We start from the raw sequence: 19,275 nt of genomic DNA on the forward strand, positions 1-19,275 counted from the left end.
GGGCCGGCTACCGCTTCGCCGGCGAGAAACGGGTGAGGGGCGACCGCCTCGAAAGCGGTCGCCCCTCACCCGTACGTTCAGCTGTTGTCATCGTGCAGCTGTTTTCATCGTGCTGGGCCGCTGGACCGTGGGCGGCGGTGAGCTGTGGGGCTCAGTGCCCTTGTTCGTCGCCGTCGCGGCGGCGCTGCCACCGTTCTTCGATCCGGTTCATCATCGAGCGATGTTGTTTCCTGGGCTGCCTCGCCGCCGCCTGTCCGGTGGCCTGTTGCTGCTCACCGGGCTTCGGCGCTTTCCGCCACCCGGTGATCGCGAGCACTGCGCAGCCGAGCATGACGAGGAACCCCACCACGCTGACCCAGATCTGCTGGGCGACCATTCCCGCCATGAGGAGCGCGATACCCACCAGAAAGCCAGCGACCGCCTGGTAAACCCGTCGCCGGGTGTACGTACGCAGCCCGCTTCCCTCGAGCGCTGTCGCGAACTTGGGATCTTCGGCGTACAGCGCTCGCTCCATCTGCTCGAGCATGCGCTGCTCGTGCTCCGAGAGCGGCACGGAGTCCTCCTACTCGTCGGTCGCGGGGGGCGACCGTGATGCGGCCCTTTCAGAATAGGCAGGGAATCGCCCCCGTGAAACCCGCCCTCTACGCCAATTCACCATCCGGGCCGCCACGCGGAACAGCTGCCGAGGCGCACATGCCCCGACGGCCGAACCGTCATGCCGGATGGTTACCCCGATCATACGGGGACTAGCCCCCGATCGGGGGGCCAGTAGCCCAGTACGTACGTCACTGCGTTGCTGATCAGCCCTGCTTCTCGCCGAGAACGTGCAGCTGGGTGGCGACCGAGTGGAAGGCGGGCAGCTCGGCGGCCGCCGCCTCGAGCTGCAGCAGCGCGTCGAGGGCTCCGGGCTCGGTGTCGACCAGCGCGCCCGGCACGAGGTCCGCGAAGACCCGCACGCCGTGCACCGCGCCGACGTGCACACCGGCCGCCGCGACCAGCCCGGTGAGCTGTTCCGCGGTGAACCGCCGGGGCACCGGATCCCCTTCGCCCCAGCGTCCTGCCGGGTCGGTCAGCGCCTGTCGTGCTTCGGCGAAGTGCCCGGCCAGTGCCCTGGCCAGCACGGCTCCGCCGAGGCCGGCCGCGAGAAGACTGAGCGCACCGGACGGGCGGAGCGCGTCGACCGCGTTCCTGACTCCCTCGGCGGGATCCTCGACGTACTCGAGCACGCCGTGACAGAGCACCGCGTCGTATCCCGCGCGCTGCACGACGTCGAAGAGTCCGAGCACATCGCCCTGCACGCCGCGCACCTGATCGGCGACGCCTGCCTCTGCGGCCCTGCGCTCCAAACCGAACAGCGCGTTGGGGCTGGGGTCGACCACGGTGACCCGGTGGCCCAGGCGAGCCACGGGCACCGCGAAGTTACCGGTGCCGCCCCCGGTGTCCAGAACGTCCAGGGTGTCCCGCCCGGTCGCCTTGACCCGGCGCTCGAGGGCGTCCTTGAGTACGTCCCACACCACGGCGGTTCGAAGGGAGGCGCGGGGGCGCAGCTGGTCCGGCACGGCGGTTGACTCCTCGGCGCGGGGCCACTGCCCACGGTGCGACGCGGGCAGCGGCTGAGACACGTGAAACAGGGACGTGCCTCCCACCCTATTGCCTCCGGAACCGCCGCCGGTCACCCCGCGTGAGCCGTTGCCCGGTCAGCCCGCCTTCGGGTGCTCTGCCCTGGCTTGCGGAAGCACCGGCTGGAGCACCAGCAGCCGCTCGACGAGGCGCAGGAACATGGCCGCGTCCCGCAGCAGGTCGTCGGCGTCCCGGTGGCCGGCCGCGCCCGGTATGCCGGCCTCGGCCCTGGCCCGGCGGCGGGCCCCGGAAGCGAAGAGCGCGCTCCACTCGGCGAGCTCCGGGGCGATCTCGGTGAGGACTTCCCAGGCACTGCGGATGCGCTGTCTGCGGCGCGGCACGGTGTCGGGGCGGCCACGGGCGGCGAGCACCGCGGCGGCTGTCCGCAGCGCCGCGAGGTGGGCCGTGGCATAGCGTTCGTTCGGCGTCTCCAGCACGGCTGCCTCGTCCAGCCCGGTGCGGGCCTGAGCGAGCAGATCCAGCGCGGCGGGCGGCGCCGTGGTGCGGCGCAGGACGGGGTGGATGTCGGCCGCCGAGCCGCTGGACGTGGGGGCAGGGGCGGTGACACGGTGCCGGCGCGCGGCTGAGGCGTTCGAGCTGGCCATGACGAACCTCCTGTCGTGGTGTGACGGCACAGTGGCCGTATGTGTCCACTGTGCGGTACACCACTGACAATCGGCGCTGACCTGCGCTTTTGCGGAGCAGAGCGACGGAAACGGAAGCGACGGCAACGACAAGGCGGAAACGAAGAGGCGGAAACGAAGAGGCGCCGTCCCGGCAGGCCCTGACGTGCGCGGCCTGCCGGAACAACGCTTCCCCCGTACTCCCCCGGTGTACTCCCCCGTACATCCCCGTACTGGGCAGGAGAGCCCGCCGTTCCGCAGCCCCGTGTCGGCGGTACCGGCGGTGCGCTCCTTCCGTGTCCCACACTCTGCCGTCCGCGCAGGTGGCGGCCCATCCGCGCAATTACTCATCTCGCCTCGTGAGTACGGGTACTCAGACGTCGGCGCTGTCGGTCCGCACCGATAAAGTGCCTGTCATGGCACAGATTGCGGTGATCGGAGCCGGCACGGGCGCGCTGGCGGCTGCCGCCCGGCTGGCCGTGGCGGGCCACCTGGTGACGGTGTTCGAAAGCTCGTCGACGTACGGCGGAGCGGTGGGCCGGTTCGAGCGGGACGGGTTCGCCTTCGACACCGGTCCGGGACTCCTCCATCTTCCCGCCGTCCACCGCGACTTGTTCGTCAAGACGGGCCGTGAGCCGCTGGAGCAGTGCGTCGAGCTGGTCCAGGTGGATCCCGCGAGCCGCCATCTCTTCGCCGACGGCACGGATGTGCTGCTGCCGAACGCCTCGCGCGCCGGGGTGGTCGATGCGCTCGAAGCCGCGCTGGGCGGCGGCGCCGGGCCGCGTTGGGGAGCGTTCCTGGACCGGGCACGGGACACCTGGGACAGGACCAGGCGCCCGCTCCTGGAGGAACCGCTCCCCACGGACACCACGCCGCTGAGCCGCGACCCGTACCCGGCGCTCCGGACCGGGCTGCTGCGCCGCACCGCGACCACGCTCGGTGAGGTGGCCGTCCGGGAGCTGCGCGACGCGCGGCTGGCGGCACTGCTGGGCAGCTATGCGCTGTCCTACGGCTTCGACCCGGTGAACGCGCCGGCGTCGGCGGCCGTACTGCCCTACATGGAGCAGACCTTCGGCAGTTGGTACGTGCGCGGCGGGATGCGGGCGCTGGCCGACGCGATGTACCGGCGGTGCCTGGCGCGGAAGGTCGAGTTCGTCTTCTCCGCCGAGGTGATCGCGGTGCGCGAGAAGGACGGCAGGGCGCGCGGCGTCGAGCTGGCCGACGGGCGGCGGATCGACGCGGAACAGGTGATCGCGGGCGCGCCGGTGCCCGCGATTCCGCTCCCGCACCGCAGGACGGATACGGGCACCGGACGGGTCGTGGTGTGCCTTGCGCTGCGCGGCGGCCGGCCGGCCGGTGCGGTGCACCGCACTGTCGTGCACCGCACGGACGGCGATCTGCCGATGGTGACGGTGCTGCGCCCGGATGATCCGTCGCTGGTCCCCGACCGGGACCACGAGTCGGTCACGCTGACGGTCACGGTGCCGGTGGCGGACTGGACCGACACGGCCGCTTCCCGGGACGCAGGGCCCGCGGGGGTTTTCGCCGACCGCGTCGTGGCGGCCGCCGAGGCGGCCCTGCCCGGACTGCGCGGGCGGACGCTGTGGCGGGAGGTGCGGACCCCGTCCGACACCCTGCGGGAGACCGGCAGCGCCGCAGTGCCGGGCCCGGCCCTGGCCGGTGCGGGCGGGGAACTGCTGCCCGCACCCAATCGGTCGTCGCTGCCCGGACTGTTCCTGGTGGGCGGTTGGGCGCACCCGGGCGGCGGTCTCGCCCACGCCGGGATGTCCGGTGCGCTGGCCGCCGGGCTGATCGTGGAGGGCGAGGGCTTCCGCGGCTCGCAGTGACCTCGCGCGCCGCGGCGTCAGTAGCGGTACTGCTGCTCGCTGTAGCCGTTGTCGTACCCGTGGGCACCGCCGTTGGGCTGCGGCTCGTACGCGGGCTGTTCGGGTGTGCCGTACGGCGGCTGTTCGGTCTCCCGCTGCTGCGGGACCCACACCCCGCCGGGCGGGGTGTCGGTGGTGTACTGCCCGGCGTACGGGTCGGCGTACTGCTGCTGGCCGCCGTAGGAGGCGTCGTACTGTCCTGAACCGACGTACGGGTCCGAGTAGGGGGCGTACTGCTGCTGCCCGCTGCCGTAGTCGTACTGCCCGGTGTTCTGCTGCTGGTTCTGGTCGTAGCCGGTGGCGTCGTAGGTGCCGTACTGTGCGGCCGTGCCGTAGGCGGTGTCGCTGTATATCCCGTACTGGCCGGTGTCGTCCGGCATCGGCTGCGGAGCGTAGACGGCAGTGGAGTCCGACGCCATGGCGCCGGCCGGCTCGTAGGCGGGCCGGTCGTAGGCATTGGGGTCGTAGCCGTTCGGGACGAAACCGGTCGCGTCGAAACCGGTCGCGTCGAAACCGGCCGTGTCGAAGCCGGTCGGCTCGTAGCCGCCCTGGCTGTACGCCGGCTCCTCGTAGTCGCCCTGCTGGGAGCCGGTCGTGTCGAAGCCGCTCTCGCCGTGTCCGGCGCCTGCGCCGGGCGGTGGCTCCTCGTCCGGTGCGCCGGAAACGTATTCGAGATCCGTCACCTCCAGGGCCGGCTCCCTGGCCGCGCCCTCGGTGGTGCCCTTGCGCCGTCGGCTCGCCCCCGGGGAGCCGCCTATGGCCCAGCCGGTCGAGAAGCCGCGCCGGAAGGACAGCGTCACGTAGGTCTGGCCGACCGCGAAGGCGAGTGCGCCCGCCACGATCACCGGCACCGAGTGCAGCAGCACCCCGGCGACCACACCGAGGAAACCGGTGAAGGCGAGCATGCGCCAGCGGAGCCGCGCCTTGTACTGCAGCAGTACCTCACCCAGCAGCCACAACGCGACGAACCCGAAGCCGACATAGAGGACCGTCCAGCCCATGTACGCCCCTCTCGTACGGCCGCCGCCCTGGGGGTGGGAGCGGGTGTGGCCGGTCAGGACTACTTGTGCAGCCCAAGATTCTCGAAGATCTCGAGGGTCGCCGTGGAGTTGTTCAGCGTGATGAAGTGCATCCCCGGGACACCCTCGGAGAGCAGACTCGCACAGAACTCCGTAGCGAACTCGATGCCAATGGAGCGTACAGCGACTGGGTCGTCCTTGACCGCGAGGATCCGTTCTTTCAGCTCCGGCGGAAACTCCGCCGTGCTCAGCTGGGGGAGCCTCTCGAGCATCTTGACACTGGTGACGGGCATGACTTCGGGGATGACCGGGGTGTCGCAGCCGGCTGCGGCCACCCGGTCACGCATCCGCAGATAGTTCGCCGGGTCGAAGAACATCTGAGTGATGGCGAAATCGGCACCGGCCCGGCACTTGTCGACGAAGTGGCGGATGTCGCTGTCCCAGTCTTCCGAGCGCGGGTGCATTTCCGGGAAGGCGGCGACGCCCACGCAGAAGTCACCCGACTCCTTGATCAGCCGGACCAGGTCGGCGGCATAGGTCACGCCTTCCGGATGCTTGATCCACTCACCCATCGGGTCGCCGGGCGGATCTCCTCGGACGGCGAGGATGTTACGGATTCCGGCGTCGGCGTACTGGCCGATGATGTTGCGCAGTTCGGCGACGGAATGGTCCACCGCGGTGAGATGCGCGACCGGGGTGAGGGTGGTGTTGGAGGTGATCTGCTCGGTGGCCCGCACCGTGCCTGCCCGCGACGAACCGCCGGCGCCGTAGGTCACCGAGACGAAGCTCGGCGCCACCGCCTCGACTCGGCGCAGCGCGTTCCATAGGTTCCGCTCGCCCTTCTCGGTTTTGGGCGCCCAGAACTCGAAGGAGTACGACGTCTTGCCGGTCGCAAGCATGTCGCGCACGGTCCGTGCGTGATCGGTTCTGGTGGAGGAAGTGCCGAGGGCCATACGGGCAGGTTAGTCAGGGCTTGCCACTCCCCCAACCAAGCCGGGGTTATTTGGCCGAATTGCCGGTTACTTGTCCACCCCTCGGACACTCTCGGACGGTCCCGCGTCACTCCGCTCGCGGATCCGCTCGGCGAGAGCCGCGGAGGCTGCCGCGGGGTCGTCGGCCTCGGTTATCGCCCGGACGACCACCACCCTGCGCGCGCCCGCGTCCAGCACCTCGTCGAGGTTGCCCGCGTCGATCCCGCCGATCGCGAACCAGGGGCGCTCGGTGGTGAGCGCTGCCGCGTACCGCACCAGGTCGAGTCCGGGGGCGTGCCGGCCCGGCTTGGTCGGGGTGGGCCAGCAGGGACCGGTACAGAAGTAGTCCACGCCCACCTCGGCGGCTGCCGCGTCCACCTCGGACCGGGCATGCGTGGAGCGGCCGATCAGCACGTCCTTGCCCAGCAACCGGCGGGCCGCCGGGACCGGGAGGTCACCCTGGCCGAGGTGGAGTACGTCGGAGCCGATCGCGTGCGCGACGTCGGCGCGGTCGTTCACCGCGAGCAGCGCACCGTGCTTGCGGCAGGCGTCGGCGAAGACCTCGAGGTGTTCCAGTTCCTCGGCGGCTTCCATGCCCTTGTCGCGCAACTGGACGATGTCCACGCCGTGTGCCAGGACGGCGTCCAGGAACTCCGGAAGATCGCCCTGGCGCTTACGGGCGTCCGTGCAGAGATACAGCCGGGCATCGGACAGCGGTGCTGGTGCGGTGGACATCGGACGTTCCCCCCGGTCGTTGGTGCGTGCGGTGGTGCGGTGGTGGGTGCTGCTCGGTGCGTGCGGTGCACGGCGCCGGAGTGCCGGCGTCGTGCACCGCGAGGTGTTCGGACTGTGCTCAGAGGGCGAGCGCCTGAGCCCGGCGCTTCACCTCCGTCCCGCGATTCTCACTCAGTGCCTGCGCGGGGGTGCCCGGCAGGGTCTCGTCCGGAGTGAAGAGCCACTCCAGCATCTCTTCGTCGCTGTAGCCGTCGTCCCGCAGCAGGGTCAGAGTGCCGGACAGGCCCTTGACCACCTTGTTGCCGTCGATGAAGGCGGCAGGCACCTGGAGCACGCGGTTCTCACCCCGGCGCACGGCGATCAGCTGCCCCTCCTTGACCAGCTGACGGACACGCGTCACCTCGACACCGAGCATTTCGGCGATGTCGGGCAGGTGCAGCCAGGCGGGGACGAGAGCATCGATGTTTGCGTCAATCTCGGTCACGGCACCCAGCCTGCCATCCCGCACCGACAATCAGCACCCCGGACTACGGCGTTCAGCCCCCGGCCGGCAGTACCGACGCCTTCAGCGGAATGCCCGGGTCAGCCGCCCGCACCGGATCCAGCGGTGCACCCGACTCGATCAGCTTGCGTCCCTGGGCCAGGTCCCTGGGCCGCCCCACGGCGAGCAGCGCGACCAGCCGTCCTTCCCGCAGCCAGCAGACGGACCAGGCGGGAGCCGCGGAAGCACCGTCGGTCGTGCCGGGGCCGGGGTCCGGGGACGGGTCGCCGCGCCGGATCAGGGTGTCGGCGGCCGGATGGTGACCCGCGTACTGGACGAAGCGGCCGAACTGCTCCGACCAGAAGTACGGCACCGGGTCGTAGGCCGGCGGCGCCTCGCCGACGATATCGGCGGCCACCGTACGGGGGCCCTGAAGCGCGTTGTCCCAGTGGTGGATCAGCAGTCGCTCACCGTATCGGCGGGACGGGAAGGAGGCGCAGTCTCCCACCGCGTACACCCCCGGGAGTGAGCTGCGCAGCCACGCGTCGGCGGTGACCGAGCCGTCGGCGCCGAGTTCGATTCCGGAGCCGGCGAGCCAGCCGGTGGCCGGCCGTGCGCCGATGCCGACGAGCACGGCCCCGGCGGTCAGCCTGCGTCCGGACTCCAGCACCACGGCACCGGGCTCGACCCGGGACACCCGGGCGTGCGTGAGCAGTTCGGCGCCGCTGTCCGCGTACCAGTCGGCCATGGGCGCCGCGATCCCGGCGGGCAGTGCTCCGGCCAGGGGCTGCCCGGTCGCCTCGACGACGGTCACGGCGCAGCCGGCCTCGCGGGCGGCCGTCGCGAACTCCGCGCCGATCCAGCCAGCACCGACGACCACCACGTCGTGCTGGGCGGCGAGGACCGCCCGCAGCCGGGTCGCGTCGTCGAGGGTGCGCAGCAGATGGACATCGGGGAGGTGCTCGCTGCCGGGCAGCGTGACCGGGCGGGCGCCGGTGGCGACGACCAGGACGTCGTACGCCACCGGGCCCTGCGTGGTGTCCAGTTGGTGGTCCGATGCCCGCAGCCCGGTCACCTCGCGCTCCAGCAGCAGGGTCACACCGAGTGCGTCGAAGTCCACGTCGAAGGCGGATCCGTCGGCCTTGCCGAGCAGCACGGCCTTGGACAGCGGCGGCCTGTCGTACGGCTGGTGCGGTTCGTCGCCGACCAGCGTGACAGCGCCGGTGAAGCCCTGGTCCCGCAGCGCGACCGCGGTCTGCACGCCGGCCATGCCGGCGCCGACGATGACGACGTGCCTCTGCTCACTCACCCGTTACCTCAATCAGCCGAATACCGTCAGAACCGCGGGCCCAGCGCCTGCTCCCCTGGACCGGCCGGCACGTGGGGGGCGGCCGGTCTTACGGCCGACGGAAACCTGGGGTTAGGCTGGCCAAGCTAAACCACTCGCGGGAGTCCGGGCGCACCGGGCTGAGAGGGAGGCTGCGACGGCCTCCGACCGTACGAACCTGATCCGGGTCATGCCGGCGAAGGGAGGGGCTGGACGCCCATGCACGCGGACAGAGCTTTTGCAGACACGGTTCCGGACGTACTGCCGGACGTGCTGATCGTCGGGGGCGGGATCATCGGTCTCGTCACCGCCTGGCGCTCGGCGCAGCGCGGACTGCGCACCACTGTCGTCGATCCGGCACCGGGCGGCGGAGCGGCGCAGGTCGCCGCCGGCATGCTGGCCGCCGTCACCGAACTGCACTACGGCGAGCAGGTGCTGCTCGGCCTCAATCTGGAGTCCGCCCGCCGTTATCCGGCGTTCGCCGCCGAGTTGGCGGAGGCGTCCGGTCAGGATCTGGGCTATCGCACCTGCGGTACCCTCGCCGTCGCGCTCGATGCCGACGACCGGGCGCACCTGCGTGAACTGCACGCCCTGCAGCAGCGCTCGGGGCTGACCTCCGAGTGGCTCACCGGGCGCGAATGCCGGCGTCTGGAGCCGATGCTGGCGCCGGGTGTACGCGGCGGTCTGCGGGTCGACGGCGACCACCAGATCGACCCGCGGCGGCTCGCGGCAGCTCTGGTCACGGCGTGCGAGCGGGCCGGGGTGGATTTCCGGCGCGACCACGTGGCCGAACTGACCGTGCGCGGGGGCCGGGCCACCGGTGTGGTGCTGGCGGCCGGCGGTGCGCTCGGCGCCGGCCAGGTGGTGCTGGCGGCGGGCAGCCTCAGCGGGAAGCTCGCCGGGGTACCGGACGACGTGCTGCCGCCCGTCCGCCCGGTCAAGGGCCAGGTGCTGCGGCTCACTGTGCCGGAGGCTTTCGCGCCCTTCCTCAGCCGTACGGTCCGCGCGGTGGTACGCGGCAGCCACCTCTATCTCGTGCCCCGGGAGAACGGCGAACTCGTCGTCGGCGCCACCAGCGAGGAGCTCGGCTGGGACACCACGGTCACCGCGGGCGGCGTGTACGAACTGCTGCGCGACGCGCATGAACTGGTTCCCGGCATCACCGAGCTACCGCTCACCGAGACCCGGGCGGGTCTGCGTCCGGCGTCGCCCGACAACGCCCCGTTGCTCGGCCCGACGGCGCTGCCCGGACTCCACCTGGCCACCGGCCACTACCGCAACGGCGTGCTGCTGACTCCGGTGACAGGCGATGTGATGGCCGAGTTCCTCACCACCGGCGAACTCCCCGCCGAGGCCGGTCCCTTCACGCCGCGGCGTTTCTCATCCGCACGGCAGGAGCAGCCCGTATGACCGCTCCGAACGCTTCCGTCTCGGTCTCCGTGAACGGTGCCGCGCAACGCGTCGCACCGGGCACCACCCTCGATCTGCTGGTCGCCACCGTGACCCGGGCACCGGCCGGAGTGGCCGCCGCGCTCAACGAGGCGGTGGTGCCGCGTGGCCAGTGGCCCAGCACCCCGCTCGGCGACGGCGACCGCGTCGAAATCCTCACCGCAGTCCAAGGAGGCTGACCCCGCCATGGCAGACGATCTTCTGTCCATCGCCGACTGCACGTTCTCGTCCCGCCTGATCATGGGCACCGGTGGTGCGCCGAGTCTCGAGGTACTGGAGCGCTCGCTGATCGCGTCGGGCACCGAACTGACCACGGTCGCGATGCGCCGCCTCGACCCCACCGTCCAGGGCTCGGTCCTCTCGGTGCTGGAAAAGCTCTCCGTCCGGGTGCTGCCGAACACGGCGGGCTGCTTCACGGCGGGTGAGGCGGTGCTGACCGCGCGGCTCGCCCGTGAGGCGCTGTCCACCAACTGGATCAAGCTGGAGGTGATCGCGGACGAGCACACCCTGCTGCCGGATCCGGTCGAACTGCTCGACGCCGCCGAGACGTTGGTGGACGACGGCTTCACGGTCCTCCCGTACACCAACGACGATCCGGTGCTCGCCCGCAAGCTGGAGGACGTCGGCTGCGCGGCGGTCATGCCGCTCGGCTCCCCCATCGGCTCCGGTCTCGGTATCCGCAATCCGCACAACTTCCAGCTGATCGTGGAGCAGGCACGCGTACCGGTCATCCTCGACGCGGGCGCCGGCACGGCCTCGGACGCGGCTCTGGCGATGGAGCTGGGCTGCGATGCGGTGATGCTGGCCTCCGCGGTGACCCGGGCTCAGGAGCCGGAACTGATGGCCGAGGCGATGCGCCGCGGGGTGGAGGCCGGAAGGCTGGCGTATCGGGCCGGGCGGATTCCTCGGCGGCACTTCGCCCGCGCTTCCTCGCCGGGTGAGGGGCGGGCGGTGCTGGATCCGGAGCGGCCGGCGTTCTGAGGCGGGTGCGCCGGGAGCCGCGCTGTCACAGCTCGGCTTCAGTCCCGCACCAGCCTTCCGACCGTCCGGACCCTGTCAGCCCCAGCTCGTACACTCGCTTCGTGGACACGACCCTCAAGGACCCCCTCGTCGGGCAGCTGCTCGACGGCCGCTACCGCGTGGAGGCGCGTATCGCCGTCGGTGGCATGGCCACGGTCTACCGGGCCGTCGACACCCGGCTGGACCGGGTGCTCGCACTCAAGGTGATGCACCCCGCACTGGCCGTGGACGCCACGTTCGTGGAGCGTTTCATCCGTGAGGCCAAGTCCGTCGCGCGGCTCGACCATCCCAATGTGGTCGGCATGTTCGATCAGGGCGCGGACGGCGCGTATGTGTATCTCGCGATGGAGTACGTCGCCGGGTGCACCCTCCGTGACGTGCTGCGTGAGCGCGGCGCACTTCGCCCCCGGGCGGCTCTGGACATCCTGGAGCCGGTGCTGGCCGCGCTCGGCGCCGCGCACCGGGCCGGGTTCGTGCACCGCGACATGAAGCCGGAGAACGTACTGATCGGGGACGACGGCCGGGTCAAGGTCGCCGACTTCGGCCTGGTGCGGGCCGTCGGCACCGAGACCAGCAGCACCGGGACGATTCTGGGCACCGTCTCCTACCTCGCCCCGGAGCAGATCGAGCACGGCACGACCGACACCCGTTCCGACGTCTATGCCTGCGGCGTGGTGCTGTACGAGATGCTGACGGGCGCCAAGCCGCACTCCGGCGAGACCCCGGCGCAGGTCCTCTACCAGCACCTCAATGACGGTGTGCCCGCGCCGTCCGAGGTCGTGCCCGGGCTGGCCGCCGCGCTGGACGAGCTGGTGGCGAGCGCCACCGCCCGCACCCCCGACGCGCGGCCGCACGACGCGGTGGCGCTGCTCCGCCAGGTCCGGGAGAGCCGGGCGGCGCTCAGCGACCAGCAGCTCGACACGGTGCCGCCGCAGGCACTGGACAGCGAGGCCGGGCAGCGTCCGGCGAGCGGCTCCGAGGACCGTACGAACGTGATCCCGCGTGCCCTGCCCGCCGCGGGCGTCAACCGTACGAGCAGGCTGGAGATGCCCGCGCCGCCGGAGCCGCAGCGGCCGCCCGGGCGGCGCAACCGGCGGGCCGGCCGCGGGCTGATCGCCTCGGTCGTCGCCGTGCTGCTGGTGCTGGGAGTGGGGGCCGGGGTCTGGTACATCAACTCGGGGCAGTTCACCCGGGTGCCTTCGCTGCTCGGGCAGACGGAGAAGACGGCGAAGTCACGGCTCACGGCGGCCGGCCTCGACGTGAAGAAGACCAAGCGGGCATACAGCGACGCCTTCGAGCGCGGCACGGTCATGGACAGCGATCCCGCATCGGGCGCCCGGATCCGCGACCACGACGCGGTGACGCTCGTGGTGTCCCGCGGCCCCGAGATGGTGAAGATTCCGGACGTCGCGGGCGAGCCACTGGCCGAAGCGAAGCGTGATCTGGCGAAGGCGGGGCTGGGCGCCGGCATGGCGACCAGGGAGTTCAGCGAAGAAATCGACCGCGGTGAGGTCATCCGGACGGACCCGGTCTCCGGCACGGAGCGCCATGCGGATTCCGCGGTCGCCCTGGTCGTCTCCAAGGGTGCCCCGGTGGACGTGCCGGATGTGACCGGGGAGTCCGTGGACGAGGCCACCGCGGACCTGCAGAAGCTGCGTCTGAAGGTCAGGGTCGCGACGGAGCAGATCAACTCCGAGCAGGACGCGGGCGATGTCGCCAAGCAGTCGCCGGCGGAGGGCGCGCAGGCGGCCGAGGGCGACACGGTCACGCTGACGGTGTCCAAGGGACCCCGGATGATCGACGTGCCCGATGTGACGGGCGACAACGTGGACGACGCGAAGAAGACGCTGACCGACAAGGGCTTCAAGGTCCATGTCAAACGTCCGTTCCTCTCCTTCAGCGACACGGTCGAGAGCCAGTCCGTAGAAGGCGGCGACCGAGCTCCCGAGGGCGGCACCATCACCATCACGACCAAGGGGCTCTGAAGGACGTGCGCAACCCCATCGGCGGGCATGTCCCGGTCGCCGGCGGCCTGGCCAGGACCGGGCTCGCCTATGCCCGTGAGCTCGGCGCGGAAGCCGTGCAGGTCTTTGTGGCCAATCCGCGCGGCTGGGCGCTACCGGCCGGCAACGCGGCGCAGGACGAGCGGTTCCGCGAGGAATGCGCGGCCGAGTCGATCGTGGCCTATGTGCACGCCCCGTATCTGATCAACTTCGGCTCGCACACCGAGGCGACCGTGCAGCAGTCGGTGGACTCGCTGCGGCATTCGCTGCGCCGCGGCCGGGACATAGGCGCGCTGGGCGTGGTGGTGCACACCGGCTCGGCGACCGGCGGCCGTCCGCGGGCGGAGGCGCTGGCTCAGGTCCGTGAGCGGATGCTGCCGCTGCTCGACGAGCTCACCCATGACGACGACCCGTTTCTGCTCCTGGAGTCGACGGCGGGCCAGGGCGCCTCACTGTGCTCGCGCACCTGGGACTTCGGCCCGTACTTCGATGCGCTCGATGCGCACCCCCGGCTGGGCGTCTGCCTCGACACCTGTCACATCTTCGCGGCGGGCCATGATCTCGCCGGACCCGGCGGGATGAAACAGACGCTGGATCTGCTGGTGGGCACGGTCGGCGAAGGCCGGTTGAAGCTGATCCATGCCAACGACTCCAAGGAAGCGGCCGGCGCGCACCGGGACCGCCACGCGAACATCGGTTCCGGTTACATCGGGGAGGAGCCCTTCCGGGAGCTGCTCACGCATCCGGCGGCCGAAGGCGTACCGCTGGTGATCGAGACGCCGGGCGCCAAGGAAGGGCACATCGCGGACGTCAAGCGGCTGAAGTCGCTCCGCCGCTGATCCGGTCGGCCGGCACGGACGCAGGTCAGAGCTCCGGGCCGTCGCCCGGCTCCTCCTGGTACGAATAGCGCTGCTCCCGCCAGGGGTCACCGAGGTTGTGGTAGCCGCGCTCCTCCCAGAAGCCGCGCCGGTCCGCGGTCATGTACTCGATGCCGCGAACCCACTTGGGGCCCTTCCAGGCGTACAGATGCGGCACGATGAGGCGCAGCGGGAAGCCGTGCTCGGCGGTGAGCAGTTCACCGGCCTTGTGGGTGGCGAAGAGCGCCCGCTCGTCGGTGAAGTCGGCGAGCCGCAGATTGGCGCTGTAGCCGTACTCCGCCCAGACCATGACATGGGTGACCTGGGGCGCCGGCGGCGCGAGCTCGACGACCGTACGGGCCTGCACCCCACCCCATTCAGCCCCGAGCATGGAGAATTTTGTGACACAGTGCAGGTCGGCGGTCACGGTGGAGAACGGCAGCGCCGAGAACTCCTCGTGGTTCCAGCAGTGCTTGTCCCCGTCCGCGGTGGCGCCGAAGACCCGGAACTCCCAGCGGTCGGGCTTGAACTTGGGGACCGGCCCGTAGTGGGTGACCGGCCAGCCGCGCTGCAGCCGCTGCCCCGGTGGAAGCTCCGACTGTGCCGCCCCCTGCTGCTCCCGGCTTTCCGGCTGACCCATGACTCCATGGTGACAGACCGCGCAGGGTGGTCATGACCAGGCAGGCGCCGATTCGGGCAACTCATACTAAGCCTCCACTTACTGGACGCTCTTCCGAGGCGGTGCGAGGATGCCCGGGACCAGCCCGGACCCACGCCTGGAAGGAGTCTCTGCGATGCAGGGCGACCCCGAGGTCATCGAGTTTCTCAACGAACAGTTGACCGCCGAGCTCACGGCGATCAACCAGTACTTCCTGCACGCGAAGATGCAGGAGAACTTCGGCTGGACCAAGCTGGCGAAGTACACCCGGTCCGAGTCGTTCGACGAGATGAAGCACGCGGAGATCCTCACCGACCGGATCCTGTTCCTGGAGGGCCTGCCGAACTACCAGCGGCTCTTCCATGTCCGGGTCGGCCAGACCGTCACCGAGATGTTCCAGGCGGACCGGCAGGTCGAGGCGGAGGCCGTCGATCGCCTCAAGCGCGGCATCGAGGTCATGCGGAACAAGGGCGACATCACGTCCGCGAACATCTTCGAGTCGATCCTGGCCGACGAGGAGCACCACATCGACTACCTCGACACCCAGCTGGAGCTGGTGGAGAAGCTCGGCGAGCCGCTCTACATCGCCCAGCTGATCGAGCAGCCGGACAGCTGACCGGCGGCCGACGGGCGGCGGATGACGCCGCTCACGCCGCTTCGGGGAGCGGCGGCGGAGCTCCGGTGGCCGCCGGTGCCGGGACGGGCGACGCCAGGGCGGGCATCCCCTGGTCGAGCAACTCGCGGCGGGGGCAGTTGCCCCGGCCGAGCAGCGCCTGGATGCTGCGTACGCAACCGCCGCAGTCCGTACCGGCCTTGCTGGCCGACGCAATCTGGCGCGGTGTGCACGCGCCCGCGTCCGCGTGTTCCTTGACCTGCTGCTCGGTCACTCCGAAGCATGAGCAGACAAACACGTGGATTCACCTCCCGGGCGGGATCGCTGGCGGCCGCCATCCCGATGTCTCTCGGTGAGGCTAACCTAACCTTACCCGCCCGGTCGAGTGTCGCAAAAGGGCCGTGGAGTCCGGATCGATGTGATCCGCGCCCCACGGCCCGTGCTTCGCTCCGCTCGTCGCAATCCGGCCGGCCTACTGGTCGCGGTACATCTCCGCCACCAGGAACGCCAGGTCGAGCGACTGGCTGCGGTTGAGCCGCGGGTCGCAGGCCGTCTCGTAGCGCTGGTGCAGATCGTCGACGAAGATCTCGTCGCCGCCGCCGACGCACTCGGTGACGTCGTCACCGGTCAGCTCGACGTGGATGCCGCCGGGGTGCGTACCGAGGCTCTTGTGGACCTCGAAGAACCCCTTGACCTCGTCGAGCACGTCGTCGAAGCGGCGCGTCTTGTGGCCCGAGGCGGCCTCGAAGGTGTTGCCGTGCATCGGGTCGGTCACCCAGACGACCTGGGCGCCGGACGCGGTGACCTTCTCCACGAGGTTCGGCAGCCTGTCGCGGACCTTGTCGGCGCCCATCCGGACGATGAACGTCAGCCGTCCGGGCTCGCGGTCCGGGTCGAGCCGCTCGATGTAGCTGAGCGCCTCCTCCGGGGTGGTCGTCGGGCCGAGCTTCACACCGACCGGGTTGCGGACCTGCGCGGCGAACTCGATGTGCGCGTGGTCGAGCTGCCGGGTGCGCTCGCCGATCCAGACCATGTGGCCGGAGGTGTCGTAGAGCTTGCCGGTGCGCGAGTCGGTACGGGTCAGCGCGGACTCGTAGTCGAGGAGCAGCGCCTCGTGGGAGGCGTAGAACTCGACCGCGCGGAACTCCGCGGGATCGGTACCGCAGGCCTTCATGAAGTTGAGGGCGCTGTCGATCTCGCGGGCGAGCTGTTCGTAACGCTGACCCGAGGGCGACGACTTCACGAAGTCCTGGTTCCAGGCGTGCACCTGACGCAGGTCGGCGTAGCCACCGGTGGTGAAGGCACGGACCAGGTTCAGCGTCGACGCGGAGGCGTGGTACATCCGCTTCAGCCGCTCCGGGTCGGGGACCCGGGACTTCTCGTCGAAGTCGAAGCCGTTGACCGAGTCGCCACGGTAGGTGGGCAGGGTCACGCCGTCGCGGGTCTCGGTGTCCTTGGAGCGCGGCTTGGAGTACTGACCGGCGATCCGGCCGACCTTGACGACCGGGACGGAGGCGGCATAGGTGAGCACGGCGCTCATCTGGAGAAGCGTCTTCAGCTTCGCCCTGATGTGCTCGGCGGACACCGCGTCGAAGGCCTCGGCGCAGTCGCCGCCCTGGAGGAGGAACGCCTCGCCCCTGGCCACGGCGCCCAGCCGGTCGCGCAGCTGGTCGCACTCGCCCGCGAAGACGAGCGGCGGATAGGTGCGGAGGTCCCCGATGGCGTCGCGCAGGGCCTCGGCATCCGGGTACTGGGGCTGCTGCGCCGCGGGAAGGTCTCGCCAGGTGTTCACGTTCACGGTCACCCGCACAACATTACGGCCTTGCCCGGTGCGTGCGGCCCTCCGCCCATCCATTGAGACACCTCCCCGGAGCCCGGTCGATCGGCTAGAGTCCTGCACATGTTCGCGACGACGACTCGAAACTGGTGGTGGACCGCTCATCCGGCGGCCCACTGACATCGCGCGCACAGACGAAGCGAAGGCCGCCCGAGGGGCGGCCTTCCGTGTTTTCACCGGCCGTTCCTCCCCACCCGCCCCGGGCCCCCGGGGAACTCGGAAGGAACACCATCGATGCTTGTCAGCGGACTGCTGAACGACCACCGCCCCTTCGCGCTGCTGCGCCGGCGCACCCCCGGTCACGACCACGCCATCGTCGAGCTGCTGATCGGTGAGGTGCGGGAGGTCGAGCGGCTCGCCGACATCCCGGCCGACGGCGACCGGCCGGTTCTCGCTCTGGTGCCCTTCCGGCAGATCAGGGAGCGCGGCTTCGACGTCCGCGACGACGGCACTCCGCTGGCGGTGCTGGTCGCGGACGAAACGTACGAGCTGCCGCTCGCCGAGGCGCTCGCCACCCTGCCGGACCACGCCGTACGGGTCGAGGACGGCGGGTTCGACGTCACCGACGACGCCTACGAGGACATCGTGCGGCGGGTCGTCGAGGACGAGATCGGGCAGGGCGAAGGGGCCAACTTCGTCATCCGCCGCACCTACACCGGCTCGGTGCCTGGCTTCGGCCGGGCGGACGCGCTGGCCCTCTTCCGTCGGCTGCTCGCCGGTGAGCGGGGCGCGTACTGGACCTTCGTGGTGCACACCGGGGAACGCACCCTGGTCGGTGCCAGTCCGGAGGTGCATGTCCGGATGTCCGGCGGAACGGTGGTGATGAACCCCATCAGCGGCACCTTCCGCTATCCGCCCGAGGGACCGACGGCCGAGGCGCTGCTGGGCTTCCTCGGCGACCGCAAGGAGACCGAGGAGCTCTCCATGGTGGTCGACGAGGAGCTCAAAATGATGTGCACCGTAGGTGATATGGGCGGGGTCGTCGTCGGGCCGCGGCTCAAGGAGATGGCCCATCTCGCCCACACCGAGTACGAGTTGCGGGGGCGCAGTTCGCTGGATGTGCGCGAGGTGCTGAAGGAGACGATGTTCGCGGCGACCGTCACCGGGTCGCCGGTGCAGAACGCCTGCCGGGTGATCGAACGGCACGAGGTGGGAGGGCGGGGTTACTACGCGGGCGCGCTGGCGCTGATCGGGCGGGACGCCGGCGGCGCCCGGACGCTGGATTCGCCGATTCTGATCCGTACCGCCGACATCGCGGCCGACGGCGGGCTGCGGGTGCCGGTCGGCGCGACGCTGGTACGCCACTCGGACCCGGCGAGCGAGGTCGCCGAGACCCATGCCAAGGCGGCCGGAGTGCTCGCGGCACTCGGCGTACGGTCCGGCCGTCCCCGGCCTGCCGCCGCGGCCGCACGCCTCGGCGACGACCCGCGGGTGCAGGCCGCGCTGGAGTCCCGGCGCGGCGATCTGGCGCCGTTCTGGCTGCGGATGCGGGACGGTGCGCCCGCCGCACAGGGTGCCGTGCTGACCGGAAGCGCGCTGGTGGTGGACGCGGAGGACACCTTCACCTCGATGCTCGCCCATCTGCTGCGGGCCTCCGGCCTGGACGTGACGGTACGGCGTTACGACGAACCCGGTCTGCGGTCCGCGGTCAGCGCCCACCGGGGCCCGGTGGTACTCGGGCCCGGGCCGGGCGATCCCCGGGACGCGGCCGACCCCAAGATGAGCTTTCTGCGCGGCCTCACCGCGGAGCTGCTCCGCGAGCACCGGCACGGGCTGCTCGGGGTCTGCCTGGGCCACGAGCTGATCGCGGCCGAACTGGGCCTGGACATCGTCCGCAAGGAGGTCCCCTACCAGGGCGCCCAGGAGCGGATCGACTTCTTCGGCCGGCCGGAGACCGTCGGCTTCTACAACTCGTACACCGCCCGGTGCGACGACCGGGCGGCGGCGGAGCTGGCGATGCACCGCATCGAGGTGAGCCGCGATGCGGTGAGCGGCGAGGTGCACGCGGTGCGGGGGCCGGGGTTCGCCGGGGTTCAGTTCCACCCGGAGTCGGTGCTGACGCTGGACGGTGCGGGGGTTCTGGAGGGGGTGCTCGCCGCGGTGCGGGTGTAGGCAGCGGGGGGTCGCCGCTGCCGCGGGGGCCCATACAGCCCGGCCGGCGCTCGAGGCCACCCTC

At 70.9% G+C, this 19,275-nt stretch carries 20 protein-coding genes and 1 riboswitch; of the genes, 9 read left to right on the top strand and 11 right to left on the bottom strand.

Annotated elements, in window-relative coordinates:
• Nucleotides 1-151 precede the first annotated feature (151 nt).
• The 3 genes from AB0436_RS01415 to AB0436_RS01425 form a co-directional block, all read right to left on the bottom strand.
• A complete protein-coding gene (locus AB0436_RS01415; protein WP_366465585.1) occupies nt 152-553 on the bottom strand; it encodes a DUF3040 domain-containing protein in 402 nt (133 codons plus the stop codon).
• 247 nt (nt 554-800) lie between these two features.
• Nucleotides 801-1,559, bottom strand: coding sequence for a methyltransferase (locus tag AB0436_RS01420; RefSeq protein ID WP_366465586.1), 759 nt, complete (start codon nt 1,557-1,559; stop codon nt 801-803).
• Nucleotides 1,560-1,697: 138 nt separating this feature from the next.
• Nucleotides 1,698-2,225: an SAV_6107 family HEPN domain-containing protein gene (locus AB0436_RS01425; RefSeq protein WP_366465587.1), complete on the bottom strand. Its 528-nt coding sequence runs from the start codon at nt 2,223-2,225 to the stop codon at nt 1,698-1,700.
• Nucleotides 2,226-2,659: 434 nt separating this feature from the next.
• Here AB0436_RS01425 and AB0436_RS01430 point away from each other — a divergent pair, with 434 nt between their 5' ends.
• Nucleotides 2,660-4,090 (top strand): NAD(P)/FAD-dependent oxidoreductase, encoded by a 1,431-nt coding sequence (locus tag AB0436_RS01430; protein WP_366465588.1) that lies wholly within the window; start codon nt 2,660-2,662, stop codon nt 4,088-4,090.
• A gap of 17 nt (nt 4,091-4,107) precedes the next feature.
• On the opposite strand, the gene AB0436_RS01435 is transcribed toward AB0436_RS01430, so the two are convergent.
• From AB0436_RS01435 to AB0436_RS01455, 5 genes are all read right to left on the bottom strand, one after another.
• Nucleotides 4,108-5,130 carry a hypothetical protein gene (locus tag AB0436_RS01435; RefSeq protein WP_366465589.1) on the bottom strand — a complete coding sequence of 341 codons (1,023 nt, stop codon included), beginning with the start codon at nt 5,128-5,130 and terminating at the stop codon, nt 4,108-4,110.
• Nucleotides 5,131-5,189: 59 nt separating this feature from the next.
• On the bottom strand, nt 5,190-6,101 hold the full coding sequence (gene metF, locus AB0436_RS01440; RefSeq protein WP_366465590.1) for a methylenetetrahydrofolate reductase [NAD(P)H]: 912 nt from the start codon (nt 6,099-6,101) through the stop codon (nt 5,190-5,192).
• A gap of 66 nt (nt 6,102-6,167) precedes the next feature.
• Entirely contained in the window at nt 6,168-6,854 is a 687-nt protein-coding gene (gene thiE / locus AB0436_RS01445) for a thiamine phosphate synthase (RefSeq protein ID WP_366465591.1), read from the bottom strand.
• A gap of 118 nt (nt 6,855-6,972) precedes the next feature.
• Nucleotides 6,973-7,338 carry an Rv2175c family DNA-binding protein gene (locus AB0436_RS01450; RefSeq protein ID WP_365855455.1) on the bottom strand — a complete coding sequence of 122 codons (366 nt, stop codon included), beginning with the start codon at nt 7,336-7,338 and terminating at the stop codon, nt 6,973-6,975.
• A 52-nt stretch (nt 7,339-7,390) separates the two neighbouring features.
• The gene (locus AB0436_RS01455) at nt 7,391-8,605 is read right to left on the bottom strand and encodes an FAD-dependent oxidoreductase (protein WP_366466112.1); all 1,215 of its coding nucleotides are present in this window, start codon (nt 8,603-8,605) and stop codon (nt 7,391-7,393) included.
• Nucleotides 8,606-8,770: 165 nt separating this feature from the next.
• Nucleotides 8,771-8,884, top strand: a riboswitch (TPP riboswitch).
• Here AB0436_RS01455 and thiO point away from each other — a divergent pair.
• The 5 genes from thiO (at nt 8,882) to AB0436_RS01480 (ending at nt 13,973) form a co-directional block, all read left to right on the top strand.
• On the top strand, nt 8,882-10,072 hold the full coding sequence (thiO, locus tag AB0436_RS01460; protein WP_366465592.1) for a glycine oxidase ThiO: 1,191 nt from the start codon (nt 8,882-8,884) through the stop codon (nt 10,070-10,072). Its footprint overlaps the riboswitch before it by 3 nt.
• Entirely contained in the window at nt 10,069-10,290 is a 222-nt protein-coding gene (gene thiS / locus AB0436_RS01465) for a sulfur carrier protein ThiS (protein WP_366465593.1), read from the top strand. Before thiO ends, thiS begins: the two co-directional genes overlap by 4 nt.
• Nucleotides 10,291-10,297: 7 nt before the next feature.
• Nucleotides 10,298-11,092 (top strand): thiazole synthase, encoded by a 795-nt coding sequence (locus AB0436_RS01470; protein WP_366465594.1) that lies wholly within the window; start codon nt 10,298-10,300, stop codon nt 11,090-11,092.
• A gap of 101 nt (nt 11,093-11,193) precedes the next feature.
• Complete coding sequence (gene pknB / locus AB0436_RS01475) at nt 11,194-13,116, top strand: Stk1 family PASTA domain-containing Ser/Thr kinase (RefSeq protein WP_366465595.1); 1,923 nt, start codon at nt 11,194-11,196, stop codon at nt 13,114-13,116.
• A gap of 5 nt (nt 13,117-13,121) precedes the next feature.
• A complete protein-coding gene (locus AB0436_RS01480; protein WP_366465596.1) occupies nt 13,122-13,973 on the top strand; it encodes a deoxyribonuclease IV in 852 nt (283 codons plus the stop codon).
• 25 nt (nt 13,974-13,998) lie between these two features.
• Here the strand turns inward: AB0436_RS01480 and AB0436_RS01485 are convergent, their stop codons facing one another.
• A complete protein-coding gene (locus AB0436_RS01485; RefSeq protein ID WP_366465597.1) occupies nt 13,999-14,631 on the bottom strand; it encodes a sulfite oxidase-like oxidoreductase in 633 nt (210 codons plus the stop codon).
• A 154-nt stretch (nt 14,632-14,785) separates the two neighbouring features.
• Here AB0436_RS01485 and bfr point away from each other — a divergent pair, with 154 nt between their 5' ends.
• A complete protein-coding gene (bfr, locus tag AB0436_RS01490) occupies nt 14,786-15,265 on the top strand; it encodes a bacterioferritin (RefSeq protein ID WP_366465598.1) in 480 nt (159 codons plus the stop codon).
• Nucleotides 15,266-15,296: 31 nt separating this feature from the next.
• Here bfr and AB0436_RS01495 read toward each other — a convergent pair whose 3' ends face one another.
• Both AB0436_RS01495 and AB0436_RS01500 read right to left on the bottom strand, forming a co-directional pair.
• Nucleotides 15,297-15,560, bottom strand: a complete 264-nt coding sequence (locus AB0436_RS01495) for a (2Fe-2S)-binding protein (protein ID WP_366465599.1) — start codon at nt 15,558-15,560, stop codon at nt 15,297-15,299.
• Nucleotides 15,561-15,734: 174 nt separating this feature from the next.
• Nucleotides 15,735-17,066: a class II 3-deoxy-7-phosphoheptulonate synthase gene (locus AB0436_RS01500; protein ID WP_366465600.1), complete on the bottom strand. Its 1,332-nt coding sequence runs from the start codon at nt 17,064-17,066 to the stop codon at nt 15,735-15,737.
• Between the two features lie 96 nt (nt 17,067-17,162).
• On the opposite strand from AB0436_RS01500, the gene AB0436_RS01505 reads away from it, so the two are divergent.
• Nucleotides 17,163-17,219, top strand: a complete 57-nt coding sequence (locus AB0436_RS01505; RefSeq protein WP_353961846.1) for a trp operon leader peptide — start codon at nt 17,163-17,165, stop codon at nt 17,217-17,219.
• 114 nt (nt 17,220-17,333) lie between these two features.
• Nucleotides 17,334-19,211: an anthranilate synthase family protein gene (locus AB0436_RS01510; RefSeq protein ID WP_366465601.1), complete on the top strand. Its 1,878-nt coding sequence runs from the start codon at nt 17,334-17,336 to the stop codon at nt 19,209-19,211.
• Nucleotides 19,212-19,275: the final 64 nt, after the last annotated feature.

The organism is Streptomyces sp. NPDC051322 (assembly GCF_040689485.1).
In the GTDB taxonomy this organism is placed as follows: domain Bacteria; phylum Actinomycetota; class Actinomycetes; order Streptomycetales; family Streptomycetaceae; genus Streptomyces.

What these genes read in the sequence shown, in the direction of transcription:
- AB0436_RS01425 (WP_366465587.1), bottom strand. Translation starts at nt 2,225, where the DNA reads ATGGCCAGCTCGAACGCCTCAGCCGCGCGCCGGCACCGTGTCACCGCC.
- AB0436_RS01430 (WP_366465588.1), top strand. Translation starts at nt 2,660, where the DNA reads ATGGCACAGATTGCGGTGATCGGAGCCGGCACGGGCGCGCTGGCGGCT.
- AB0436_RS01435 (WP_366465589.1), bottom strand. Translation starts at nt 5,130, where the DNA reads ATGGGCTGGACGGTCCTCTATGTCGGCTTCGGGTTCGTCGCGTTGTGG.
- metF (WP_366465590.1), bottom strand. Translation starts at nt 6,101, where the DNA reads ATGGCCCTCGGCACTTCCTCCACCAGAACCGATCACGCACGGACCGTG.
- thiE (WP_366465591.1), bottom strand. Translation starts at nt 6,854, where the DNA reads ATGTCCACCGCACCAGCACCGCTGTCCGATGCCCGGCTGTATCTCTGC.
- AB0436_RS01455 (WP_366466112.1), bottom strand. Translation starts at nt 8,605, where the DNA reads ATGGCCGGCGTGCAGACCGCGGTCGCGCTGCGGGACCAGGGCTTCACC.
- thiO (WP_366465592.1), top strand. Translation starts at nt 8,882, where the DNA reads ATGCACGCGGACAGAGCTTTTGCAGACACGGTTCCGGACGTACTGCCG.
- thiS (WP_366465593.1), top strand. Translation starts at nt 10,069, where the DNA reads ATGACCGCTCCGAACGCTTCCGTCTCGGTCTCCGTGAACGGTGCCGCG.
- AB0436_RS01470 (WP_366465594.1), top strand. Translation starts at nt 10,298, where the DNA reads ATGGCAGACGATCTTCTGTCCATCGCCGACTGCACGTTCTCGTCCCGC.
- AB0436_RS01485 (WP_366465597.1), bottom strand. Translation starts at nt 14,631, where the DNA reads ATGGGTCAGCCGGAAAGCCGGGAGCAGCAGGGGGCGGCACAGTCGGAG.
- bfr (WP_366465598.1), top strand. Translation starts at nt 14,786, where the DNA reads ATGCAGGGCGACCCCGAGGTCATCGAGTTTCTCAACGAACAGTTGACC.
- AB0436_RS01510 (WP_366465601.1), top strand. Translation starts at nt 17,334, where the DNA reads ATGCTTGTCAGCGGACTGCTGAACGACCACCGCCCCTTCGCGCTGCTG.